Consider the following 19,429-nt stretch of genomic DNA (forward strand, 5'->3'; position numbering starts at 1 on the left):
GGCCCCTCGTGAATGAGGGGCACAATCACAACGAATTACTTACCGCCCAGTCCTTTTTTGGCGAGCTCCTCTTTGAAGTTGTCACGGGTGATCAGCACCACATCAGTGACCTCCGTAAACTTCGGTGGCTCGGCGTCTTTGGTCACCCAGTTGTAGAGCATTTCGCTGGATTTATAGCCATGGACATCCGGGCTTGGCAGCAGGGAGCCATAGAAACCGGTCGCCTGTGCTTTCGACAATTCACTTACCGCATCAACGCCGTTAATCCCTATGCCAATCACATCACCGGCTTTAAAGCCCTGTCCTTCCGTTGCACGCACGCCGCCCAGCACGGTGTTGTCGTTCATGCCCAGCACCAGCCAGTGTTTCACTTCAGGATGCTGAACCAGCATGGAGTTAGCGGCATCAAATGCGCCTGGGATATCGTTCGATTTCGTCGGTACTTTATAGATTTGCGCTACCGGGAAACCTGCGGCTTTCAGTGCATCCATAGAGCCCGTTGTGCGGCGACGAGCGGTATCCAGCTCATCGGCCGTAATCGCCATCACGGCGGTTTCTTTCACGTCCCAGCCGCGTTTCTGCATCTCTTTATAGAGTTCCTGGCCCTGACGTTCCCCGATTTTGGTAGCCGCCATCATCACCAGTGGAACGGTATCCATCGGTTTGCCTTTTGCGGTAACAAACTGATCGTCAACCGCGATGACTTTCATCCCGTAACCCTTCGCTTTTGCCACAATGGCTGAGCCGAGTTTCGGGTCTGGCGTACAAATCACGAAACCTTTCGCGCCGCTGGCCGCCAGGCTATCAATCGCATTTAACGTTTTTTCGCCATCGGGAACGGCGATTTTAATGACTTCAAAGCCCAGGTCTTTCCCGGCTTTATCGGCGAATTTCCACTCAGTCTGGAACCAGGGTTCTTCTGGCTGTTTAACCAAAAAACCGAGTTTTAAATTCTCTGCCATAGCGGATTGTGACATAACGGCAGCCAGACCGATGGCCGCGAGCGTTTTAGTAAATTTGTGCATGGTTATCTCCAGCTTTAGCGTTCTTTTATGTAGGGAACAAAGACGTACTTTTTATTTAATCGGACTTAAAACAAGGCATTAGAGAAAACCTGTTATAAGTGCTAGTGCTGAAGATAGTTTTAGCGGGAAATTAATCATCCATAAGAGAGCGCCATCACACCGCAGAATTACAGTAATTGCGTGCATAGATTCAGCGAGAAATGACATAAAAATGACGGGTTTTGTCGGACAAATGAGAAGGGGTTAAGCAAGATTATCCATAAGGTCAGCTAAGAAGTCCCTGTAAGCCGAACGCCATAGCGCCCGGCTCAGAATTTACCAGGCGTAGTAAATGTGATCGGCATGATCGCGAACCGGCGTTTCATCATCCAATAAACGTGCCGCGAGCGTCAGGGCAAAATCGAACGCATGTCCAAGACCTTTTCCGCTCAGCAGGTTTTGATCCTCAACGACGGGCGCATCGATATATTCGCCATCGGTTACGGATTGCCATAAATCGCCAGAGCAAACATAGCGCCGCCCCTTGAGCAGCCCATTCCCGCCCAATACCCGCGCCGCTGCAGAACAAATGGGGCATATTAATTTGCCCGCTTCATCATGCATGGATATAAAACGGATAACGTCCTGACTGGCAGCCAGATTCACACTGCCCTGTGGCCCACCGGGCAATACCACGGCATCGTACAGGGTATCCATCCGCTCCCGTAACGTGCTGTCAGCCACCATAGGAATATCATGGTAACTCACCACCGCTCGCGACTCGGCACAGGCCAGCATTTCAACGTCGATGTGCATACGTCGCAGAATATCAATGGTGATAATTGCTTCTGCTTCCTCGAATCCTGGTGCTAACAACATCGCGACTTTCGCCATAAAGCCTCCATATTTGAAAGAATTTAAAACATCGTTTCATCCTCATGGAAAGTGCAAAATCAAAAATACGTTTGGATCACAGTTTTGAGTATTTTAGTTAAAGTGATCCATCTCAAAATAGGCTCTCTAGCGAGAATGATAAGGTCATGACATTTATGATGTCGAAGAGAATAAACCCTCTAACAAGCTGTAATTTATGCGCAATATAATATTTTTACTTTCCGATAAATATGAATAGGGCTACCCAAAATACGTGACTAAATAATAAAAAATGTCATTCTTCGTAAATCCAACCGATTAAGCATTTTCTTAGAGCTGCGATAACGCTATGCTGATTTTAGTCAGTAAAGAAAGTGAACAGTCGATCACATTCAGGACATGCTGACAGCTCTATTCTTGTATCAATGATCGGGTTCCAGAAATAAGGATATTATTATGACGACACCAGGAATGATTCAGAAACTCAACGCCCAAATGAATCTTGAGTTCAACACCTCAAACCTTTATCTCCATTTAAGCGACTGGTGCGCCGAGCACAGTCTCAACGGTACAGCCACTTTCCTGCGCAACCAGGCGCAAAGCAACATTACGCAAATGATGCGTGTCTTCGACTTTATGAAAAGTGCCGGGGGTAATCCGGTGGTAAAAGCACTGAATATGACTGATGGCTCTTATTCTTCTCTGGAAGAGCTGTTCCAAAAAACGCTCGACGATTATGAAACACGTTTTACCACGCTGAACAAACTCGCCGATGAAGCAGAATTCCTCCAGGACAGCGCGACGCTAGATTTTTTACATGATATGGAAAAAGACCAGCAGCACGACGGTGTATTGCTGAAAACCATTCTTGATGAAGTACGTAGTGCGAAATGTGCAGGACTTTGTGCTGAGCAAACCGATCAGCATTTACTGAATTTGGTGAATTGCCAGCGCCATTAATGTTGTGATCTGCGGCCGACCGATCCGCAGACCGCACTCTATATGTTAATTATTCGTTACCAACTCATTGCTTTTATTGAAATTTAACAAATCTGATCTGGCTCCCAGCCAATACCCATACAAAATGAAATGATTTAGTCAATTTCATTATTATTGACGAGGGAGCTTCATGATCACCATCGAGTTTGTAGTCATCATTCTTTGCCTGCTGGTTGGAACACGGTTTGGCGGCATGGGGCTTGGGCTGATAAGCGGCATCGGCCTGTTCATTTTAACCTTTATTTTTGGATTGCAACCCGGCAAACCGCCTGTTGACGTGATGCTCACGATTCTGGCGGTGATTGGTTGCGCGGCGACGTTACAAACTGCTGGCGGGTTGAACGTGATGATGCAGTTTGCCGAGCGCCTGCTGAGGCGCCATCCGCAGCACATTACCCTCCTCGCTCCTTTCACCACCTGGATGCTGACTTTCCTGTGCGGTACGGGACACGTGGTCTATACCATGTTTCCAATTATCGCTGATATCGCGCTAAAAAAAGGGATTCGTCCGGAACGTCCTATGGCGGTGGCATCTATCGCTTCACAGATGGCGATTACCGCCTCGCCCGTTTCTGTTGCAGTGGTGTCGTTGGTTTCCATCATTGGTGCCCAGCACGGAATTGGACAGGCGTGGGGGATTCTTGAGATCCTGGCCATTTCCGTTCCCGCCTCGCTTTTTGGGGTAATGATCGCCGCACTCTGGAGCCTACGTCGCGGGAAAGATCTGGCTGATGACGTGGAGTTTCAGGAAAAGATAAAAGATCCCAAACAGCGCGAGTTTATCTTCGGCAGTACTGAAACCTTAATGAATCAACGCTTCCCTAGAGAATCTTACTGGTCCACGTGGATTTTCTTTGCCGGGATAGCCGTCGTGGTCCTGCTGGGTGCACTTCCAGACTTACGTCCCGCTTTTGAAATTAAAGGGAAAATGACGGCATTGTCGATGAATCTGGTGATTCAAATGATGATGCTGATTGCAGGGGCCGTTATGCTGATGGTGTGTAAGGTCAATGCCTCTGCCATTTCGAACGGTGCGGTGTTTAAAGCCGGTATGGTGGCGATTTTCTCGGTATTCGGTGTTGCCTGGATGAGTGATACATTTTTCCAGGCCCACCTCGACGAGCTGAAAATGGCGCTGGAAGGAGTGGTGAAAAGCCACCCGTGGACCTACGCCATCGTGCTGTTTTTGGTTTCTAAGCTGGTGAACAGCCAGGCTGCCGCGTTGACGGCGGTCGCTCCGATGGGGTTGATGTTAGGCATCGAACCCAAAATGCTGATTGCCTTCTTCCCGGCATCGTACGGCTACTTTGTCCTACCAACTTACCCGAGTGATTTGGCATGTATCGGCTTTGACCGGTCCGGAACCACGCGCATCGGTAAATTTATCATCAACCACAGCTTTATTTTACCGGGTCTGATCGGCGTCAGCTGCGCCTGTGCAGCAAGCTATCTGCTGGTACAAACCTTCTTTTAACCTGCCAACAGGGCGACGTTCTCCGTCGCCCTCTGCGTTTTTTATCAAAAACCTTTCTAATTTCAAAACATCGGTTTATTTTAGTGCGACTCACCCTGCGGTGTGAATTTGAGTTCGATTAACGCGATAGCTTTTTGGATTGCGCGAAGCGTAACCGGATCCGCTGCAGCAGGATGGCTGGTGAAATCGATGTTTTTCAGTTGGGTGGACATTTTTTCACGCACTTCGATGGGTGCGATAATGTCTAATACATCAAGGATTTGTTTGATAACCAACTGGCACGCGACGACGTCAGATACCAGTTCCTGATCGGCGCTCAGATTTTGAGACATAGGGTGCTCCTTTAATAAAGAGCGCCATAGTAGCAAAACGCCAGCCCTTTCATCTTGCCTCTCGTCGATCGCAGACATAAAAAAACCTGCCGAAGCAGGTTTTTTCATCAGAACATTGCGCCTGGCGGTACGTCTTTAAACGTATTGCAGTAGTTGGCCCACATGCTTTTCAGGATTTTGCGCAGTTTCATGGTCATGCTCCGGTAATTTGTTATGCAGGTGTAATTCTCCATTCGCATATAATATGACCAGAGTCACAAAAATCAATGATTATGTGATGTACATCACAGTTAACAAACCAACAATGCTGCCAGGTTGTTAATAAAAACACCGACAAATCCGTGAGTTAGCACCTTATAAGTTCCAGTAAATTTTTATAATTTTTTTGATACGGCAAGGTAAAGATGACAGAAAATATCAGCGAGAAGCAGAGCCGGGGGATATCCCCAGCGGCACTTTTAGTCGCCGGCGCGTTCTTTATGGAGTTTCTCGACGGAACCGTGATTGCGACTGCCCTTCCGGATATGGCGAAGAGTTTTGGCGTTGAGGCGGTAGAGTTAAACATCGGTATCAGCGCTTATCTCATCACGCTTGCGGTCCTGATCCCCGCCAGCGGATGGATTGCCGATCGCTTTGGCGCTCGAAAGGTGTTTGCGGTTGCGCTGGCCATCTTTACGCTGGCATCGGTATTTTGCGGCTTATCAACAACCGTCGATCAGTTTGTCGCCATGCGCATATTACAAGGCATGGGTGGCGCTCTGATGGTGCCCGTGGGGAGACTGGCCGTCCTGCGCACCACACCGAAGCATCTGCTGATTACCGCTATCGCAACGTTAACTTGGCCTGCTCTGGTTGCGCCGATAATCGGGCCACCGCTCGGCGGATTTATTACCAGCTACGCCGACTGGCGCTGGATCTTCTTTATTAATGTCCCGCTTGGGATCATCGCGATTATTCTGGCGCTGCGTATTATTCCGGATTTGCATGAAGATGCCCGCCGCCCGTTTGACCTGCCAGGATTTATTGCAACGACCATCGCCATGGTGAGTCTGGTGTACGCGATGGAGTCAATGGGCGCTCAGCAGACGGATAGCGTTGTGACAATTGCGCTTTTGGCTATCGGTTGCGTAACGTTATTTTACGCTTTGCGCCATTTCCAACGCGCCAATTGGCCAATGATTCGCCTGGACGCCATGCAGGTACCCACTTTTCGGGTGACGATGTACGGCGGTTCCCTGTTTCGTGCCTCTATTAGTGCCGTTCCCTTCCTGCTACCGCTGATGTTTCAGGTCGGCTTTGGTATGGATGCGTTTCACTCTGGCCTGCTGGTACTGGCCGTTTTCGTCGGTAACCTGACCATCAAACCCGCGACAACGCCGCTCATCCGCCGCCTGGGTTTTCGGAAATTGCTGCTGATCAATGGTGCATTGAACGTTCTGTCGCTGTTGGCCTGCGCACTGATTACACCGCAAACGCCTGTCTGGCTTACCTTGCTGATCCTGTATCTGGGCGGAGTCTTCCGTTCCATTCAGTTTACCGCCGTCAGCACACTGGCCTTTTCTGACGTGCCTTCCGCGCAGATGAGTTACGCCAACACCCTGTTTTCGACGGCCACGCAGCTCGCCGTGGGGCTGGGAATTACGTTGGGGGCAATTGGGATACGCATTGGTGAGAAAGTGAGTCATGCGCTAGGTATGGCTGCGATCCCCGGTCTGAGCTTCCGGCTGGCCTTTGTCGCTATCGCCATCATCTGTCTGGTCGGAATGTTTGATACGCTGAGTCTGACCAAAGATGCAGGCAGCGCGGTCTCGAAAAAAAGAGAATAAAAAAAGCCAGCGCGATGCTGGCTTTTCGACTTATCGACTTATCGACTTATCGTAAGATTAGCCGACGATACCGCGAACAAAGGCTTCAATCTCTTCGTCCTGGCAGTTTTCAAAGAAGCACTGCTGGAAGCGCTGACCTGACACGGCGGTTTTCACCAGTTCCGGGTCGATTGCACGCAGCGTATCCAGATAGTTGTCCTTCACTACCGCGGCTTTAACCTGATTCAGGATACCGGCATTACGGACCTGCGGCTCTTTACGCTCTGGTGGGTAGCCTTCACCTTTACGGCCAGTGAATGCTTTTTCAAAGATAAAGCGCACGTTCAATTCCGCGCCCCAACCGAAGCCTTTGGCAAATGGCAGCGCCAGTGCGTTACCGTTGTTGATCTGGGCAAACAGGAAGGCGTCAGCCGGATCGATACAGTAGCCGCAGTTCACGCCAGGATGGATGTTCAGAGACATCAACGCGCCCTGGCCGGTGCCGCAGCCGGTCACGACGAAATCAACAGCCTTAGAGTTGATCAGAATGCTGGCCATGATACCCAAGTGGATGTACGTCAGGTGATGATCGTTCTCATCGCTCATCCCAACGTTAAACACCGGGAAGCCTTTTTCATCGGCTACCGCTTTCAATTCATTAAGAATAATGGCGTTTTTTGCCGCCTGGCTGTTTTCCATCATCAGTGCAATTTTCATTCTTTATCTCCTGAATGCGATGCGGGTTTTCCCGCCACAGATAGCTCGTCCACTCAACTCTACTATCTGGCAAACATACTTTCAAATTAACTGAAAAAATGTTTTAAAAAATTAAGGCAACTTCACACATTTCTGTTTTGCCGTTGAAATTTGTGCGCCCGCATAAACTGAAGAAATTTTCACTCGCGGATCCGGCAGTTAGCTAGACTGCATTTAAAAGACAATAAAATCCTTTGGGGAATATTTGTAAATATGCGCCGCCACAAGCCTCGCATCACATGGCTAATCGGGTTAGTTATACTTTATGTCCTACTCTGGGCAAGAATATCTTTTGCACAACCCACACCTGATTCAACCCCCGTTCCCGTCTGGATTTATAACGCCGACAGTTTCGAATTCTGGCGCACTCCTCAGGGTGAATTACAGGGTTTCTACCCCGAACTCGTGCGCGCGATTAACCTCAAATATGACACACATCTGGAACTCAGGCCGGTCGGTGGGCCTGAAATCGGACAGCGTTTTAATGCCGATAGCTACGGAGTGTATGCCGGAGTCCTGCGAACAGAGTCGAGGGCACGCACCAAAATCCTCTCATCACAGCTTTTTATCAACGAGGTGGTGGCTGCAAGCCCATCGATGTCGGTGAATACAGCGGAAGAGTTGACGAACGCGCGCGTTCTGTTTCGCCAGAATGATGCCACGCTGGAGAGCGTGCAAAAGCGTTATCCGGATCTGACATTTCGCTCGATTCACCTGGTCGCCACCAGCGAAGAAGCCTTCCGCTTGCTGAGCGAGCGCAAAGCAGATTTCTACATTAATGACGCCAGCGAAATGGAAAACACCCAGCGCTACTACCTGCTTTCCCACCCTTTTCCCGAATTGCGCATCCCCGTAGTGTTAGGGTTCAGCCCGGAGCTGCGCGATTTACGTGAAAAGGTGAATACTTTTATTGGCGAGGGTTACCGCAGCGGGGCCTTACGCAAGGCGCTGGAAGAGAGCAAGCGTCAGTATCTTCTCAGTCGAATTGCGATTTCAAACCCTGAAAAAGACTGGTTGGCCAATAATCCTTTGGAAATCTGGTTACCTAAAAACGAAAATTTTGCGCCAATAATCTGGAAAGACAACCGCGGTTACCAGGGAACGGCGATCAATATGATCAATGACATGCGCGAATTACTCGGCATGGAAGTGGAGGTGCATTTTATTGACAATTATGCCGAGACGCTGGAAAAACAGCACTGGCCGATTCGTCTTGTAGATGTCGCCGAAAGCAGCAATACCGGGCATGCCGCAGGTCGAATTGGGCCGGATATTGCCTGGCACAACCTCTATTACAACCGAATTAAACAACCGTTTTTGTGGGATGAGGAGAGTATCCGCGGCCAGCGTGTCGGCGTGCTGGAGGGGTCATTCTCGGCCCGTTATTTACAGGAGCGATTCGGTAATGACGTCGTGATCGTGACCCAACACAACCTCAACGGTCTCATTGATGCCATCGAAAATAACAAAATTGACTATATTCTCGGCGACTTAAGTTCGCTGGAGTCGACGCTTCGCGGCAATGAACTGTTTCGTGGCGTGCTAAAAGTGGCAGGCGTCACGCGATCAGAATTTATTGTCGGCCCCTGGGTTCAGCCCGATCACCCGCTCTTTCAACTGCTTACGCAGGTTCACCGTCTTTCCAGTTTCCGTACACAACTGGAGCGCCAGGAAGAGCGTGATTTCTTTCCTGATTTAACCAAAAACACGCTAAAAATTGTCAGTGTGATATTGCTTGTAACCGCCCTGTTTAGCCTGTTTATGCTGATAATGATGCGCCGCCATATAAAAGAGAATCGGTTAATAAACCGCAATATTGTGCAGGCGCTCGAAAAGGTCAACCGTGCGCACGATGACGAGACCGGAAGCCATATCCAGCGTGTCGCGAAATACTGCGCAATGATGGCCCGTGAGTTGAAATTATCCCGCAAGATGATCGCAGAAATTGAACATTTCGCTTCCCTGCATGATGTCGGGAAAATCGCCGTCCCCGATCGCATTTTGCGTAAGCAAGGGCCGCTAACGCCCCAGGAATTTAGCGAAATGAAACTGCACACCACGAAAGGCTATACGATTATTCAGGGCCTGACGCTGGGTCCGGTCGCGGAAAATATTATTCACTTCCATCACGAAAAATGGGACGGCAGCGGATATCCAGAGGGGCTTCGCGGCGAGAATATCCCATTAGAAGCGCGCATCCTGGCTTTGGCCGATGTGTACGACGCATTGCGGCAAAAACGCGTATATAAACCCGCATTTAGTCACGAACAGGCATGCGAGGTGATCTTTGATGGTGCAGGACGCCATTTTGATCCGCAACTCATCGCGTTATTCCGCAAACACCATCTCAAGTTTCGCACCATTTTTGACAGCCTGGCGGATTAAGCGCCGTCGTTGCGAAGAGAAAGCGCGGATTGACGGGCTATTCCTGGCATTGAGTGTCGCATCAGGCGGTAGGATAGAGTGTTTTCAATGACTCAGAGCGAAATATGAAGAAATTATTCCTTGCAGGCGCGCTTCTGTTGCTCGCGGGTTGTAATGTGACCCGCCAGGCCGAAGTGAACAGCGCGGACAGCACCAGCGGCGTTGTGAGGCTCAATATGGGTCAGGCAATACTGCAAAATAGCCATTATGATTCTTACGTGACGAACGGCACGGCGACGCAAGAATGCCAGGCGATGGGTTACGCGACCGCTTCAGCCTATGGGCAGCCGATAAAAACCTGCACGGTTGTCAGCGGTTCGGTGTGCCTGAATGAAAGCGTGACTATCCAGTATAAATGCCAGGGTTATGCAATTAATCCCTCGGCAAAGCAAACCTATTATTAATAGTAGGCATTAATAATAGTGCTGCCAGAATGGCACTGGCAGCGTATTCAAATCGGAAACAGAACAATTCTCATTAATATATTATATCATTGCCAATGCGTTTTATTCCCATTCGTATTTTAATAAATAATATCTTTATTTTACCTTTTGCAAATAATTTAATAACAAATTATAGTGTCGCTCTGCCCGACTCATTAATAATTATATGGAGCCGCACCATGCTGAAAACTGAAATGATCGATAAGCTCAACGAGCAAATGAACCTTGAGCTTTTTTCATCCCTGCTTTATCAACAGATGAGCGCCTGGTGCAGCTTCCACAGCTTTGAAGGCGCGGCCGCATTTCTGCGTCGTCACGCTCAGGAAGAGATGACGCATATGCAGCGTCTATTTGATTATCTGGCTGATACCGGCAGTCTGCCGCGCATCAACACTGTTGCGTCCCCTTTCGCGGAGTATGCGTCTCTGGATGAACTGTTCCGTGCAACCTACGAACATGAACAGCTGATTACGCAAAAAATTAATGAATTAACCCACGCTGCGATGATTGGTCAGGATTATCCAACCTTTAATTTCCTGCAGTGGTATGTGGCAGAACAACACGAAGAAGAGAAATTGTTTAAATCCGTTCTGGATAAATTATCACTGGCAGGTAAATCCGGCGAAGGTCTGTACTTTATTGATAAAGAGCTTGCCACGCTCGACACACAGAATTAATTAAAAAAGGGAGCCCATTGGCTCCCTTTTTTAATGCTGACATATTTTACTTTCGTGCGTAGAAAACCCTTCCTTTAAGGGAATAAATTTCCCTTTATTCTTCAGAAACTCCACCAGCTGCGCGGCCGTCATATTTTCAGCAGAACAGGTATGAAAATGGGCGCTATCGCCGAATCGCATATGAATAGCCTGAATCAGGCTGGTTTCCGAATAGTGCTCATCAGACTCCAGCATCATGTTGAGCACCTCGTGCCCGTGAATTGACGTCATAACCCCTCCGCAAAGAAAGGCACAGACTACACGCGAAGTCCGCGTCGCGCCTTGCGCTGGCACAGGTTTACATGCACCCGGCACAGCTGGTGCATCGCCAGTCATGAGGGTTAATCGCCTGATAAAAAGCGCGATAATTGTCGGTTTCGAGCGGAATGCCATTGTCGAAGAACAGATCGGTTAGCCAGTCGACGTGTTCAATTATCCACTCGTCCTCTTTCAAGCCTTGGGCAAAAATCTCATCGTCCGGATCCATAATGTTGTAGATCGCCCACGTCTCCATATCTTTTTCGCGACGCGGCTCAGGCAGTTCCAGCGCCTCGCCGTTCCAGTGAATAATCCAGTGCCCGTGGCACAGCAAATTGCCCGAACGGCTCCAGGCGGCCTTAAATGGATTATCCCCTGCCATCGCCTTCTCACTTTTGTTGATTATTTATATTGACTGTTTAAGGTACGCCTAATTTTCGCGCAAAAATATTGCCCTTATGAAGTAGGCAAAACCCCCAAAAGTATCAGCCACTTGCCCTAAATATGACGCCCAGCCCAAATCGTAAACATTTTATTACACTTCTTGTAACGGTGATTTGACGAAGTGGCGCTTTTCACTTACTCTGCGCCGCAGAATGGGTTGCGATTTGATGTTGCGGTAGAGGAAAGCGTGAGAAATAGAACTCTGGGAAGTATTTTTATCGTCGCAGGCACGACGATTGGCGCAGGAATGCTGGCGATGCCGCTAGCCGCCGCAGGTGTCGGTTTCAGCGTCACCTTCCTGCTTTTAGTCTGCCTGTGGGCACTGATGTGCTACACGGCGTTGCTGCTGCTTGAAGTCTACCAGCACGTTCCTGCGGACACCGGACTTGGTTCGCTGGCGGCACGCTATCTGGGTCGCTACGGTCAATGGATCACCGGTTTCAGCATGATGTTCCTGATGTACGCGCTGACTGCGGCTTATATGAGCGGCGCGGGTGAATTGATCGCCTCCAGTGTGAACGACTGGTTTGGCGCGGGCATTTCCCCGGCGACCGGCGTTATCTTTTTCACCTTAATCGGTGGCGGCGTGGTGTGTGTCGGGACCTCTCTCGTCGACCTGTTTAACCGTTTTCTGTTTAGCGCCAAAATTATTTTCCTGGTGGTGATGCTTGTCCTACTCGCCCCGCATGTGCATAAAGTGAATTTACTGACACTTCCGCTGCAGCAGGGGCTGGCACTTTCTGCCATCCCGGTGATATTCACTTCATTTGGCTTCCACGGCAGCGTGCCGAGCATCGTGAGCTACATGAATGGTGATATTCGCAAGCTGCGTCGTGTGTTTATTATCGGCAGCGCCATTCCATTAATTGCCTATATTTTCTGGCAACTGGTGACGCTGGGCAGCATCGATTCATCGACGTTTATCGGCTTAATGGCTGACCATTCCGGTTTGAATGGATTCTTACAGGCGCTGCGTGACGTGGTGGCCTCGCCGCACGTTGAGCTGGCAGTTCATCTGTTTGCCGACCTTGCGCTGGCGACCTCTTTCCTCGGCGTGGCGCTGGGTCTGTTCGATTATCTGGCGGACCTGTTCCAGCGCCGTCGCTCCGTCGGGGGACGTATCCAGACGGGCGTTGTGACGTTCTTGCCGCCACTCGCCTTTGCGCTGTTTTATCCACGCGGATTTGTGATGGCACTGGGCTACGCGGGTGTGGCGTTAGCCGTGCTTGCGCTGCTGCTCCCTTCCCTTCTGGCGTGGAAAAGCCGCCAGCAGCATCCTGATTCAGGCTATAGGGTGTGGGGGGGAAAAACGCTTCTGGCGATGGTATTCACCTGCGGGATTGTGGTTATCCTGGTGCAGTTCTCGATTGCAGCAGGATTATTACCGGAAGTCGGTTAACAAAAAGGGCTCATAATGAGCCCTTTTTTATCAGCGCAATCAATGCAAACAGCAGCTTTTGAATTTCTTACCGCTGCCACACGGACAAGGATCGTTACGACCCACTTTCGCGCCATTGATAATCGGCTGTTGCGCCACGGTCAATTGTGGGTTCGCCACCCAGTAGTTGTATAAACGAAGCGCCGCCGGTTTGATTCGTTCAATGCTGGCGTGATATTCGTCTTCGGTTAGTTCATCCAGTTGTTCGGCATTCGCTTCCGTTCCGTGCAGCGTAATGATGTCTAAATCGGCTTTCAGCTCTTCCGGCAACGATGACCAGTCGGTCAGTGCCATCCCGCGCATATAGCCATAGCACCACTCTTCCACCACGGTATAGCTTTTCCCGTCCACGTCGTTAACGCCGAAGACTGGTTCAAACTGATCGGGATAGTCACTCAGTCGCTCGGCAATATCGTTCAGATGCTTAAAGCAGAGATCGATAAAACGGTTCATTTCGCGATCGTTTTTCCAGCGCGGAACATACTTTTGACCGCCCCACACCGCCACCAGCCAGGTATCGGGTTCAACGACAACCGGACCCGATAAAACCGCGGTAAGCATGCCGTCAAGCTCGGAAACGTCAATCACAGACGCATCCTCATGACCGTAAGACATTAACGTCTCTTCCAGCCACTCCAGTTCATTTTCAGTTAATGGGCCTTCAGTCATTGCAGACACTCCTGATAAAAAAAGAAAACGATTTTATCACACAATGCCAAAGGACTTCTCAAACGCCAGTTCCAGGCGCGTGGAGCATGCTGTTTACACGCCGATAACACCATATTCTCCATGGGCTTTCCTGGTGCAAGATAGCTTGAATCGTGACCGTTGCCCACGTGGCGGGCTTTATTGTTAACGAGATGTGATCCCCGCTGTAATTTCAGTTCACGGTGCCAGGTGGCGTAAAACGGCACTCTATACTGAAATAAGTCAAAAACCCGCAATGGGTTATTCACTCTGGCAGCCATTTTGCTTGCTTAATGTTCCTGCCCGTAGAGGGTGACAGGAAATCTCGTCGTATCAGCAGGATATTGTCAGGCTCGCGTTTGTTTCGTGCATTTTGTTCTCGCTTTTGTTTTTGGATTGACTGCGCCATATGCCGTTCAGGTTTAGACCGTGGTGCAAAAACCTCTTTGCTAAGGAACATAATAATGTCGCTGAAATTAATCAGAAGTCCCCTTTCTCTTGTATTAGCAGGTTGTCTGGTCACGGCATTTTCCGCCCAGGCGGATATCGTCATCGGTGTCGCGGGGCCCTTCACCGGCCCGAACGCAACCTATGGCGATCAGTACTGGCATGGGGCGACTCAGGCCGCAGAAGATATCAATGCCGCCGGTGGGATCAACGGCGAAAAGATTAAGCTGGTTCAGGGTGATGACGCCTGCGAGCCAAAACAGGCCGTCTCCGTCGCTAACCGTCTGGTTGATCAGGACAAAGTCAAAGCGGTTGTCGGCCATTTCTGCTCATCGTCTACCATGCCGGCTTCTGAGGTGTATAGCGATGCCGGCATTCTGGCTATCACTCCCGGCTCGACCAATCCGTTGATCACCGAACGCGGCATGAGCGATATGTTCCGCATGTGCGGACGTGATGACCAGCAAGGGAAAGTCGCCAGCGATTTTATTATCGATAAGCTGAAGGCCAAACGGGTAGTGATCATTCACGATAAAGACACCTACGGTCAGGGACTGGCGGATGCGACGAAAGCCGCACTGGCAAAACGTGGCGTAAAAGATGTGATGTACGAAGGCCTCTCGCGCGGTGAAAAAGACTTTAACGCCCTGGTCACCAAAATCGGCGCGCAAAAACCTGATGTCGTGTTCTTCGGCGGGTGTCACCCGGAAGCAGGACCGCTGGTGCGTCAGATGCGTGAGCAAGGCGTGCAGGCCAAATTCTTCTCCGGCGACTGTATCGTCAACGAAGAGATGGTCACCGCGGCGGGTGGCCCGAAATACACCAACGGCATTTACATGACCTTTGGCAAAGATCCGCGTTTGATCCCCGACGGCAAAGCCGTCATCGAGAAATTCCGCACCAGCAAGTTTGAACCCGAAGGTTACACCCTTTATTCCTACGCTTCTGTTCAAGCCATCGCCGCAGCCTTTAAAGCGACTGGCGGTACGGATTCAGCCAAAGCCAGCGCCTGGCTGAAAGCCAATCCGGTTGAAACGGTGATGGGTAAAAAAGCCTGGGATGACAAGGGTGACCTGAAAGTCTCCGACTACGTGGTGTATCAGTGGGATGACAAAGGGAAATATACCGAAGTGCCGTAACGGAACGGCGTCACGCTCAACGTCGATAGCATTGCGAATCGACGCGATATACACATCAGGCTGCACGCATGTGTCGTGCAGCCCATAACACGAGCGCGCGGTGATGAGCACATTCTTTCTTCAGCAGTTGATCAACGGCCTAACGCTGGGTTCCGTGTACGGACTCATTGCCATCGGTTATACGATGGTGTACGGCATTATCGGGATGATTAATTTCGCTCATGGCGAAGTGTATATGATTTCCGCCTATCTCAGCGCCATCGGCCTGGCGCTGCTCGCCTGGTTTGGTCTGGAGTCATTTCCGTTATTAATCCTCGGCACGCTGGTGTTCACCATCTTCGTGACGGGCGTATACGGCTGGACGATTGAACGAATAGCCTATAAACCGCTGCGAAACTCAACGCGCCTGGCTCCGCTGATCTCGGCCATCGGGATGTCGCTAATCCTGCAAAACTACGCGCAAATCAGCCAGGGACCGCGTCAACAAGGCGTGCCCACAATGCTGGATGGCGTGTTCCGTTTTCACATTGGTGAGGGGTTTGTTCAAGTCACCTATACCAAAGTCTTTATTCTGATTGCCTCGTTCGCGGGCATGCTCCTGCTCACCTGGATAATCAGCAATACGCGATTAGGACGTATGTGCCGCGCCGTGCAACAGGATCGCAAAATGGCGTCGATTTTAGGGATCAACACCGACCGGATTATTTCGCTGGTGTTCGTGATTGGTGCATCTATGGCAGGTCTGGCGGGTGTGTTGATTACCATGAACTACGGCACGTTTGATTTTTACGTCGGGTTTGTTATCGGCATAAAAGCCTTTACGGCTGCGGTTCTCGGCGGCATTGGTTCGTTGCCCGGCGCAATGCTGGGCGGGTTGATTCTCGGGATAGCCGAGGCACAATTTTCGGGAATGGTGAATTCTGACTACAAAGATGTGTTCTCGTTTGGATTACTGGTGGTGATCCTCATTTTTCGTCCTCAGGGACTGCTTGGCCGCCCGGTTGTCGCCAAAGTATGAGGGAGTCAAATATGAAATCGCAAACAGATGTGCACGACGGTTTCTCACTCAAACGCTGCGTGCTGGATGCCATCTTTGCCGGCATGGTCGCATTAATCATTTTTGGCCCCATCGTTGGCGTGGTGCTGGATGGCTACAGTTTCAACTTTGAAGGACGACGGCTGGCATGGATCGTTGCCACCGTGGTGACGGGACGCTTTTTACTGAGCGCGTTTTTGATGACGGCTGTGGGTTCACGGTTTTTATCGCGATTCGACACCGATAACGCGGGCGTTTACGTGCGGCCACCAGAATACAAAAGTCGGATGCGCTGGATTATCCCGCTGGTACTGACGCTGGCGGTCTGTTTCCCGTTTATCGCCACAAAATATGTGCTGACGGTAGCGATCCTTGGGCTGATTTATGTCCTGTTGGGGCTGGGGCTGAATATCGTTGTCGGCCTCGCTGGTCTGCTGGACCTGGGATACGTTGCGTTTTACGCGATTGGCGCCTACGGTTTAGCGCTGGGTTATCAATATCTGGGCCTGGGATTCTGGACTATGCTGCCGCTGGCGGCCCTGATGGCCGCTGCTGCGGGGGCTTTGCTGGGGTTCCCGGTTCTGCGCATGCACGGCGATTATCTGGCGATAGTGACGCTCGGATTTGGGGAAATTATCCGTCTAATTCTCAACAACTGGCTGACCTTTACCGGCGGTCCAAACGGCGTTTCGGCCCCTCCTCCCACCTTTTTCGGCCTTGAATTTGGACGACGAGCCAAAGAAGGCGGCGTGCCGTTCCATGAGTTTTTCCATCTGACCTACAACCCCAACCTTAAGTTTATTTTCATCTATGTCGTTCTGCTGCTGGTCGTTTTGCTGGTGCTGTATGTCAAACACCGCCTGACGCGTATGCCAATGGGACGCGCGTGGGAAGCGTTGCGCGAGGACGAAATCGCCTGTCGTTCGATGGGGCTTAATCATGTACTGGTCAAGCTCTCGGCGTTTACCCTTGGGGCGTCCACAGCAGGCATTGCCGGGGTGTTCTTCGCGACCTATCAGGGATTTGTAAACCCCACTTCTTTTACGTTTTTTGAGTCCGCGCTAATCCTCGCCATCGTCGTTTTAGGCGGAATGGGATCGACTGTCGGCGTCGTGTTAGCCGCATTCGTCCTCACCGTGACGCCAGAGCTGTTGCGTAGCTTTGCGGAATACCGCGTACTGTTATTCGGCATGCTGATGGTCGTGATGATGATCTGGCGGCCACGCGGTCTGATTCGCATTAACCGCAGTGGATTTGCGGTTCGCAAAGGAGTCGCGCCATGAACGGGACGATACTAAACGTTGAACATTTAATGATGCATTTCGGAGGCATTAAAGCGCTAAACGATGTGAATCTGGACGTCCAGCGTGGCTCAATAACCGCTTTAATCGGCCCGAATGGCGCTGGGAAAACCACGGTGTTTAACTGCCTGACCGGCTTCTACAAAGCCTCCGGCGGCACGATCCTGTTCAATACGCGCAGCAAAACCACGAACGTGATTCAGGTTCTTGGACAAAAATTCCAGCCCGGTGACTGGATCAATCCGGCGCAACTTGGCGGGCGTATTTTCTACAAAATGTTTGGCGGGACGCACCTGGTCAACCGCGCTGGGCTGGCGCGTACCTTCCAGAATATCCGTCTTTTTCGGGAAATGTCTGTGGTGGAAAACCTGCTGGTTGCGCAGCACATGCGCGTTAACCGTAACCTGATTGCCGGGGTGCTAAATACTCCCGCCTACCGTCGCGCGGAAAGCGATGCGCTTGATCGGGCGTTTTACTGGCTGGAAGTGGTGGATCTGGTGGATTGCGCTAACCGCCTGGCGGGCGAGATGTCCTACGGCCAGCAGCGGCGTCTCGAAATCGCGCGTGCGATGTGTACGGGGCCGGAAATGCTGTGTTTGGATGAACCCGCCGCGGGATTAAACCCCGTCGAAACGCGTGCGCTGAGTAAAATCATTCGTTTTTTGCGTGGCCATCATGCGATCACGGTCTTGCTGATTGAACATGATATGGGAATGGTGATGGAGATTTCGGATCACATTATTGTGCTCGACCATGGCGATGTGATTGCACAGGGTAAACCGCATGAAATCCAGCATGATGAGAAGGTTATCGCCGCTTATCTGGGCACCGATGAAAGCGAGGTCAGCGTATGAGCGGGACGATGCTGGAATTTAAGGACGTGGATGTTTTTTATGGCGTGATTCAGGCATTAAAGCAGGTTTCTTTGCAGGTGAATAAAGGCGAAACCGTGGCGCTGATTGGTGCTAACGGCGCGGGAAAATCGACGCTATTGATGTCCATTTTTGGCCAGCCCCGCATTCGAAAAGGTCAGATCCTCTTTTGCGGCGAGGATATCAGCCATCAATCAACGCATTATGTGGCGTCAGGCGGCATCGCGCAGGCCCCCGAAGGTCGACGTATTTTCCCGGATATGACCGTTGAAGAAAATTTGCTGATGGGGACCATTCCTGTGGGTAACCAACATGCCGCGCACGATCTGCAAACTATGTTTGATTTATTCCCGCGACTGAAAGAGCGACGCAAACAGCGGGCGATGACCATGTCCGGGGGAGAGCAGCAAATGCTGGCGATTGCGCGCGCGCTGATGAGTCGTCCAAAACTGCTGCTGCTCGATGAGCCAAGTCTTGGGCTTGCGCCAATTGTGGTAAAACAAATCTTCCAGACGCTGCGCGAACTGGCACGAAACGGGATGACGATCTTTTTAGTGGAGCAAAATGCGCATCACGCGCTCAAGCTCTCCGATCGCGGGTATGTAATGGTTAACGGGCAAATCCGACTGAGCGGTAGCGGCGAGGAACTGTTAGGTAATGAAGATGTGCGAAAAGCGTATTTGGGCGGCGTGTAATCCACGGGGAATTTGGTTAATAAAACAGCTTTCGGAGCTTTCACAACACGGCATATTGCTTTGATTATTCTTCGCTTTCCCTTGTAAATGGCGCAAGACTTGAATTCGCAGACCGCAAGTGCCGAAGGATTTTAACATCACGCATGTTGTTCATAAAAACTCAGGCGTTATTTAGCTCAATAATTCATTATGGCGAGGAGTTTGAGTGGCATTGTACAACATGGACTATCCTGTCAACGCGCCGGCTGACTCAATTTGTGGTACACTGCCCTTCCAAGAGAAATTT

General features: G+C 50.6%; 20 protein-coding genes. 12 read left to right on the top strand and 8 right to left on the bottom strand.

Features of this window, described 5'->3' with window-relative positions; all coding sequences use genetic code 11:
- Positions 1-35 precede the first annotated feature (35 nt).
- Together araF and AC07RN_RS07210 are read right to left on the bottom strand one after the other, a co-directional pair.
- The gene (gene araF / locus AC07RN_RS07205; RefSeq protein WP_478335978.1) at positions 36-1,025 is read right to left on the bottom strand and encodes an arabinose ABC transporter substrate-binding protein AraF; all 990 of its coding nucleotides are present in this window, start codon (positions 1,023-1,025) and stop codon (positions 36-38) included.
- A gap of 315 nt (positions 1,026-1,340) precedes the next feature.
- Positions 1,341-1,898 carry a DJ-1/PfpI family protein gene (locus AC07RN_RS07210; RefSeq protein WP_478335979.1) on the bottom strand — a complete coding sequence of 186 codons (558 nt, stop codon included), beginning with the start codon at positions 1,896-1,898 and terminating at the stop codon, positions 1,341-1,343.
- Positions 1,899-2,333: 435 nt separating this feature from the next.
- On the opposite strand from AC07RN_RS07210, the gene AC07RN_RS07215 reads away from it, so the two are divergent.
- Complete coding sequence (locus AC07RN_RS07215) at positions 2,334-2,837, top strand: non-heme ferritin-like protein (RefSeq protein ID WP_015959480.1); 504 nt, start codon at positions 2,334-2,336, stop codon at positions 2,835-2,837.
- Positions 2,838-3,006: 169 nt separating this feature from the next.
- Positions 3,007-4,350 (top strand): anaerobic C4-dicarboxylate transporter, encoded by a 1,344-nt coding sequence (locus AC07RN_RS07220; protein WP_478335980.1) that lies wholly within the window; start codon positions 3,007-3,009, stop codon positions 4,348-4,350.
- A gap of 80 nt (positions 4,351-4,430) precedes the next feature.
- Here the strand turns inward: AC07RN_RS07220 and AC07RN_RS07225 are convergent, their stop codons facing one another.
- Together AC07RN_RS07225 and azuC are read right to left on the bottom strand one after the other, a co-directional pair.
- The gene (locus AC07RN_RS07225; protein ID WP_015959482.1) at positions 4,431-4,682 is read right to left on the bottom strand and encodes a DUF2766 family protein; all 252 of its coding nucleotides are present in this window, start codon (positions 4,680-4,682) and stop codon (positions 4,431-4,433) included.
- Positions 4,683-4,789: 107 nt separating this feature from the next.
- Positions 4,790-4,873 carry a stress response protein AzuC gene (gene azuC, locus AC07RN_RS07230; RefSeq protein WP_014832437.1) on the bottom strand — a complete coding sequence of 28 codons (84 nt, stop codon included), beginning with the start codon at positions 4,871-4,873 and terminating at the stop codon, positions 4,790-4,792.
- A 213-nt stretch (positions 4,874-5,086) separates the two neighbouring features.
- Between azuC and AC07RN_RS07235 the strand changes: the two genes are divergently transcribed.
- Complete coding sequence (locus tag AC07RN_RS07235; RefSeq protein WP_478335981.1) at positions 5,087-6,508, top strand: MFS transporter; 1,422 nt, start codon at positions 5,087-5,089, stop codon at positions 6,506-6,508.
- 57 nt (positions 6,509-6,565) lie between these two features.
- Here AC07RN_RS07235 and AC07RN_RS07240 read toward each other — a convergent pair whose 3' ends face one another.
- Positions 6,566-7,204 (bottom strand): RpiB/LacA/LacB family sugar-phosphate isomerase, encoded by a 639-nt coding sequence (locus AC07RN_RS07240; protein WP_478335982.1) that lies wholly within the window; start codon positions 7,202-7,204, stop codon positions 6,566-6,568.
- A gap of 618 nt (positions 7,205-7,822) precedes the next feature.
- Here AC07RN_RS07240 and AC07RN_RS07245 point away from each other — a divergent pair.
- The 3 genes from AC07RN_RS07245 (at position 7,823) to ftnA (ending at position 10,787) form a co-directional block, all read left to right on the top strand.
- Positions 7,823-9,628: an HD domain-containing phosphohydrolase gene (locus AC07RN_RS07245; RefSeq protein ID WP_478335983.1), complete on the top strand. Its 1,806-nt coding sequence runs from the start codon at positions 7,823-7,825 to the stop codon at positions 9,626-9,628.
- 104 nt (positions 9,629-9,732) lie between these two features.
- Complete coding sequence (yecR, locus tag AC07RN_RS07250; RefSeq protein WP_478335984.1) at positions 9,733-10,071, top strand: YecR family lipoprotein; 339 nt, start codon at positions 9,733-9,735, stop codon at positions 10,069-10,071.
- 218 nt (positions 10,072-10,289) lie between these two features.
- The gene (gene ftnA, locus AC07RN_RS07255) at positions 10,290-10,787 is read left to right on the top strand and encodes a non-heme ferritin (protein WP_478335985.1); all 498 of its coding nucleotides are present in this window, start codon (positions 10,290-10,292) and stop codon (positions 10,785-10,787) included.
- Between the two features lie 30 nt (positions 10,788-10,817).
- On the opposite strand, the gene AC07RN_RS07260 is transcribed toward ftnA, so the two are convergent.
- Both AC07RN_RS07260 and AC07RN_RS07265 read right to left on the bottom strand, forming a co-directional pair.
- Positions 10,818-11,057 carry a YecH family metal-binding protein gene (locus AC07RN_RS07260; protein WP_015959489.1) on the bottom strand — a complete coding sequence of 80 codons (240 nt, stop codon included), beginning with the start codon at positions 11,055-11,057 and terminating at the stop codon, positions 10,818-10,820.
- A gap of 67 nt (positions 11,058-11,124) precedes the next feature.
- Positions 11,125-11,466, bottom strand: coding sequence for a hypothetical protein (locus AC07RN_RS07265; RefSeq protein WP_478335986.1), 342 nt, complete (start codon positions 11,464-11,466; stop codon positions 11,125-11,127).
- A gap of 249 nt (positions 11,467-11,715) precedes the next feature.
- On the opposite strand from AC07RN_RS07265, the gene tyrP reads away from it, so the two are divergent.
- Entirely contained in the window at positions 11,716-12,927 is a 1,212-nt protein-coding gene (tyrP, locus tag AC07RN_RS07270; RefSeq protein ID WP_478335987.1) for a tyrosine transporter TyrP, read from the top strand.
- 39 nt (positions 12,928-12,966) lie between these two features.
- Here the strand turns inward: tyrP and AC07RN_RS07275 are convergent, their stop codons facing one another.
- Positions 12,967-13,635, bottom strand: a complete 669-nt coding sequence (locus AC07RN_RS07275) for a YecA/YgfB family protein (protein ID WP_015959492.1) — start codon at positions 13,633-13,635, stop codon at positions 12,967-12,969.
- Positions 13,636-14,117: 482 nt separating this feature from the next.
- Between AC07RN_RS07275 and AC07RN_RS07280 the strand changes: the two genes are divergently transcribed.
- The 5 genes from AC07RN_RS07280 (at position 14,118) to AC07RN_RS07300 (ending at position 19,143) form a co-directional block, all read left to right on the top strand.
- A complete protein-coding gene (locus AC07RN_RS07280) occupies positions 14,118-15,239 on the top strand; it encodes a branched-chain amino acid ABC transporter substrate-binding protein (protein WP_015959493.1) in 1,122 nt (373 codons plus the stop codon).
- 103 nt (positions 15,240-15,342) lie between these two features.
- Entirely contained in the window at positions 15,343-16,257 is a 915-nt protein-coding gene (locus AC07RN_RS07285) for an ABC transporter permease subunit (protein ID WP_449554176.1), read from the top strand.
- A gap of 11 nt (positions 16,258-16,268) precedes the next feature.
- The gene (gene livM / locus AC07RN_RS07290; protein WP_478335988.1) at positions 16,269-17,558 is read left to right on the top strand and encodes a high-affinity branched-chain amino acid ABC transporter permease LivM; all 1,290 of its coding nucleotides are present in this window, start codon (positions 16,269-16,271) and stop codon (positions 17,556-17,558) included.
- The gene (locus AC07RN_RS07295; protein ID WP_478335989.1) at positions 17,555-18,430 is read left to right on the top strand and encodes an ATP-binding cassette domain-containing protein; all 876 of its coding nucleotides are present in this window, start codon (positions 17,555-17,557) and stop codon (positions 18,428-18,430) included. The genes livM and AC07RN_RS07295 overlap by 4 nt, the downstream gene beginning before the upstream one ends.
- A complete protein-coding gene (locus AC07RN_RS07300; protein WP_478335990.1) occupies positions 18,427-19,143 on the top strand; it encodes an ABC transporter ATP-binding protein in 717 nt (238 codons plus the stop codon). Before AC07RN_RS07295 ends, AC07RN_RS07300 begins: the two co-directional genes overlap by 4 nt.
- Positions 19,144-19,429 lie beyond the last annotated feature (286 nt).

It is taken from the genome of Lelliottia sp. GFLA7, from assembly GCF_056490165.1.

Coding starts and splice junctions, on each gene's coding strand:
- araF (WP_478335978.1), bottom strand. CDS start 1,025: ATGCACAAATTTACTAAAACGCTCGCGGCCATCGGTCTGGCTGCCGTT.
- AC07RN_RS07210 (WP_478335979.1), bottom strand. CDS start 1,898: ATGGCGAAAGTCGCGATGTTGTTAGCACCAGGATTCGAGGAAGCAGAA.
- AC07RN_RS07215 (WP_015959480.1), top strand. CDS start 2,334: ATGACGACACCAGGAATGATTCAGAAACTCAACGCCCAAATGAATCTT.
- AC07RN_RS07220 (WP_478335980.1), top strand. CDS start 3,007: ATGATCACCATCGAGTTTGTAGTCATCATTCTTTGCCTGCTGGTTGGA.
- AC07RN_RS07225 (WP_015959482.1), bottom strand. CDS start 4,682: ATGTCTCAAAATCTGAGCGCCGATCAGGAACTGGTATCTGACGTCGTC.
- azuC (WP_014832437.1), bottom strand. CDS start 4,873: ATGAAACTGCGCAAAATCCTGAAAAGCATGTGGGCCAACTACTGCAAT.
- AC07RN_RS07235 (WP_478335981.1), top strand. CDS start 5,087: ATGACAGAAAATATCAGCGAGAAGCAGAGCCGGGGGATATCCCCAGCG.
- AC07RN_RS07240 (WP_478335982.1), bottom strand. CDS start 7,204: ATGAAAATTGCACTGATGATGGAAAACAGCCAGGCGGCAAAAAACGCC.
- yecR (WP_478335984.1), top strand. CDS start 9,733: ATGAAGAAATTATTCCTTGCAGGCGCGCTTCTGTTGCTCGCGGGTTGT.
- ftnA (WP_478335985.1), top strand. CDS start 10,290: ATGCTGAAAACTGAAATGATCGATAAGCTCAACGAGCAAATGAACCTT.
- AC07RN_RS07260 (WP_015959489.1), bottom strand. CDS start 11,057: ATGACGTCAATTCACGGGCACGAGGTGCTCAACATGATGCTGGAGTCT.
- AC07RN_RS07265 (WP_478335986.1), bottom strand. CDS start 11,466: ATGGCAGGGGATAATCCATTTAAGGCCGCCTGGAGCCGTTCGGGCAAT.
- AC07RN_RS07275 (WP_015959492.1), bottom strand. CDS start 13,635: ATGACTGAAGGCCCATTAACTGAAAATGAACTGGAGTGGCTGGAAGAG.
- AC07RN_RS07280 (WP_015959493.1), top strand. CDS start 14,118: ATGTCGCTGAAATTAATCAGAAGTCCCCTTTCTCTTGTATTAGCAGGT.
- AC07RN_RS07285 (WP_449554176.1), top strand. CDS start 15,343: ATGAGCACATTCTTTCTTCAGCAGTTGATCAACGGCCTAACGCTGGGT.
- livM (WP_478335988.1), top strand. CDS start 16,269: ATGAAATCGCAAACAGATGTGCACGACGGTTTCTCACTCAAACGCTGC.
- AC07RN_RS07295 (WP_478335989.1), top strand. CDS start 17,555: ATGAACGGGACGATACTAAACGTTGAACATTTAATGATGCATTTCGGA.
- AC07RN_RS07300 (WP_478335990.1), top strand. CDS start 18,427: ATGAGCGGGACGATGCTGGAATTTAAGGACGTGGATGTTTTTTATGGC.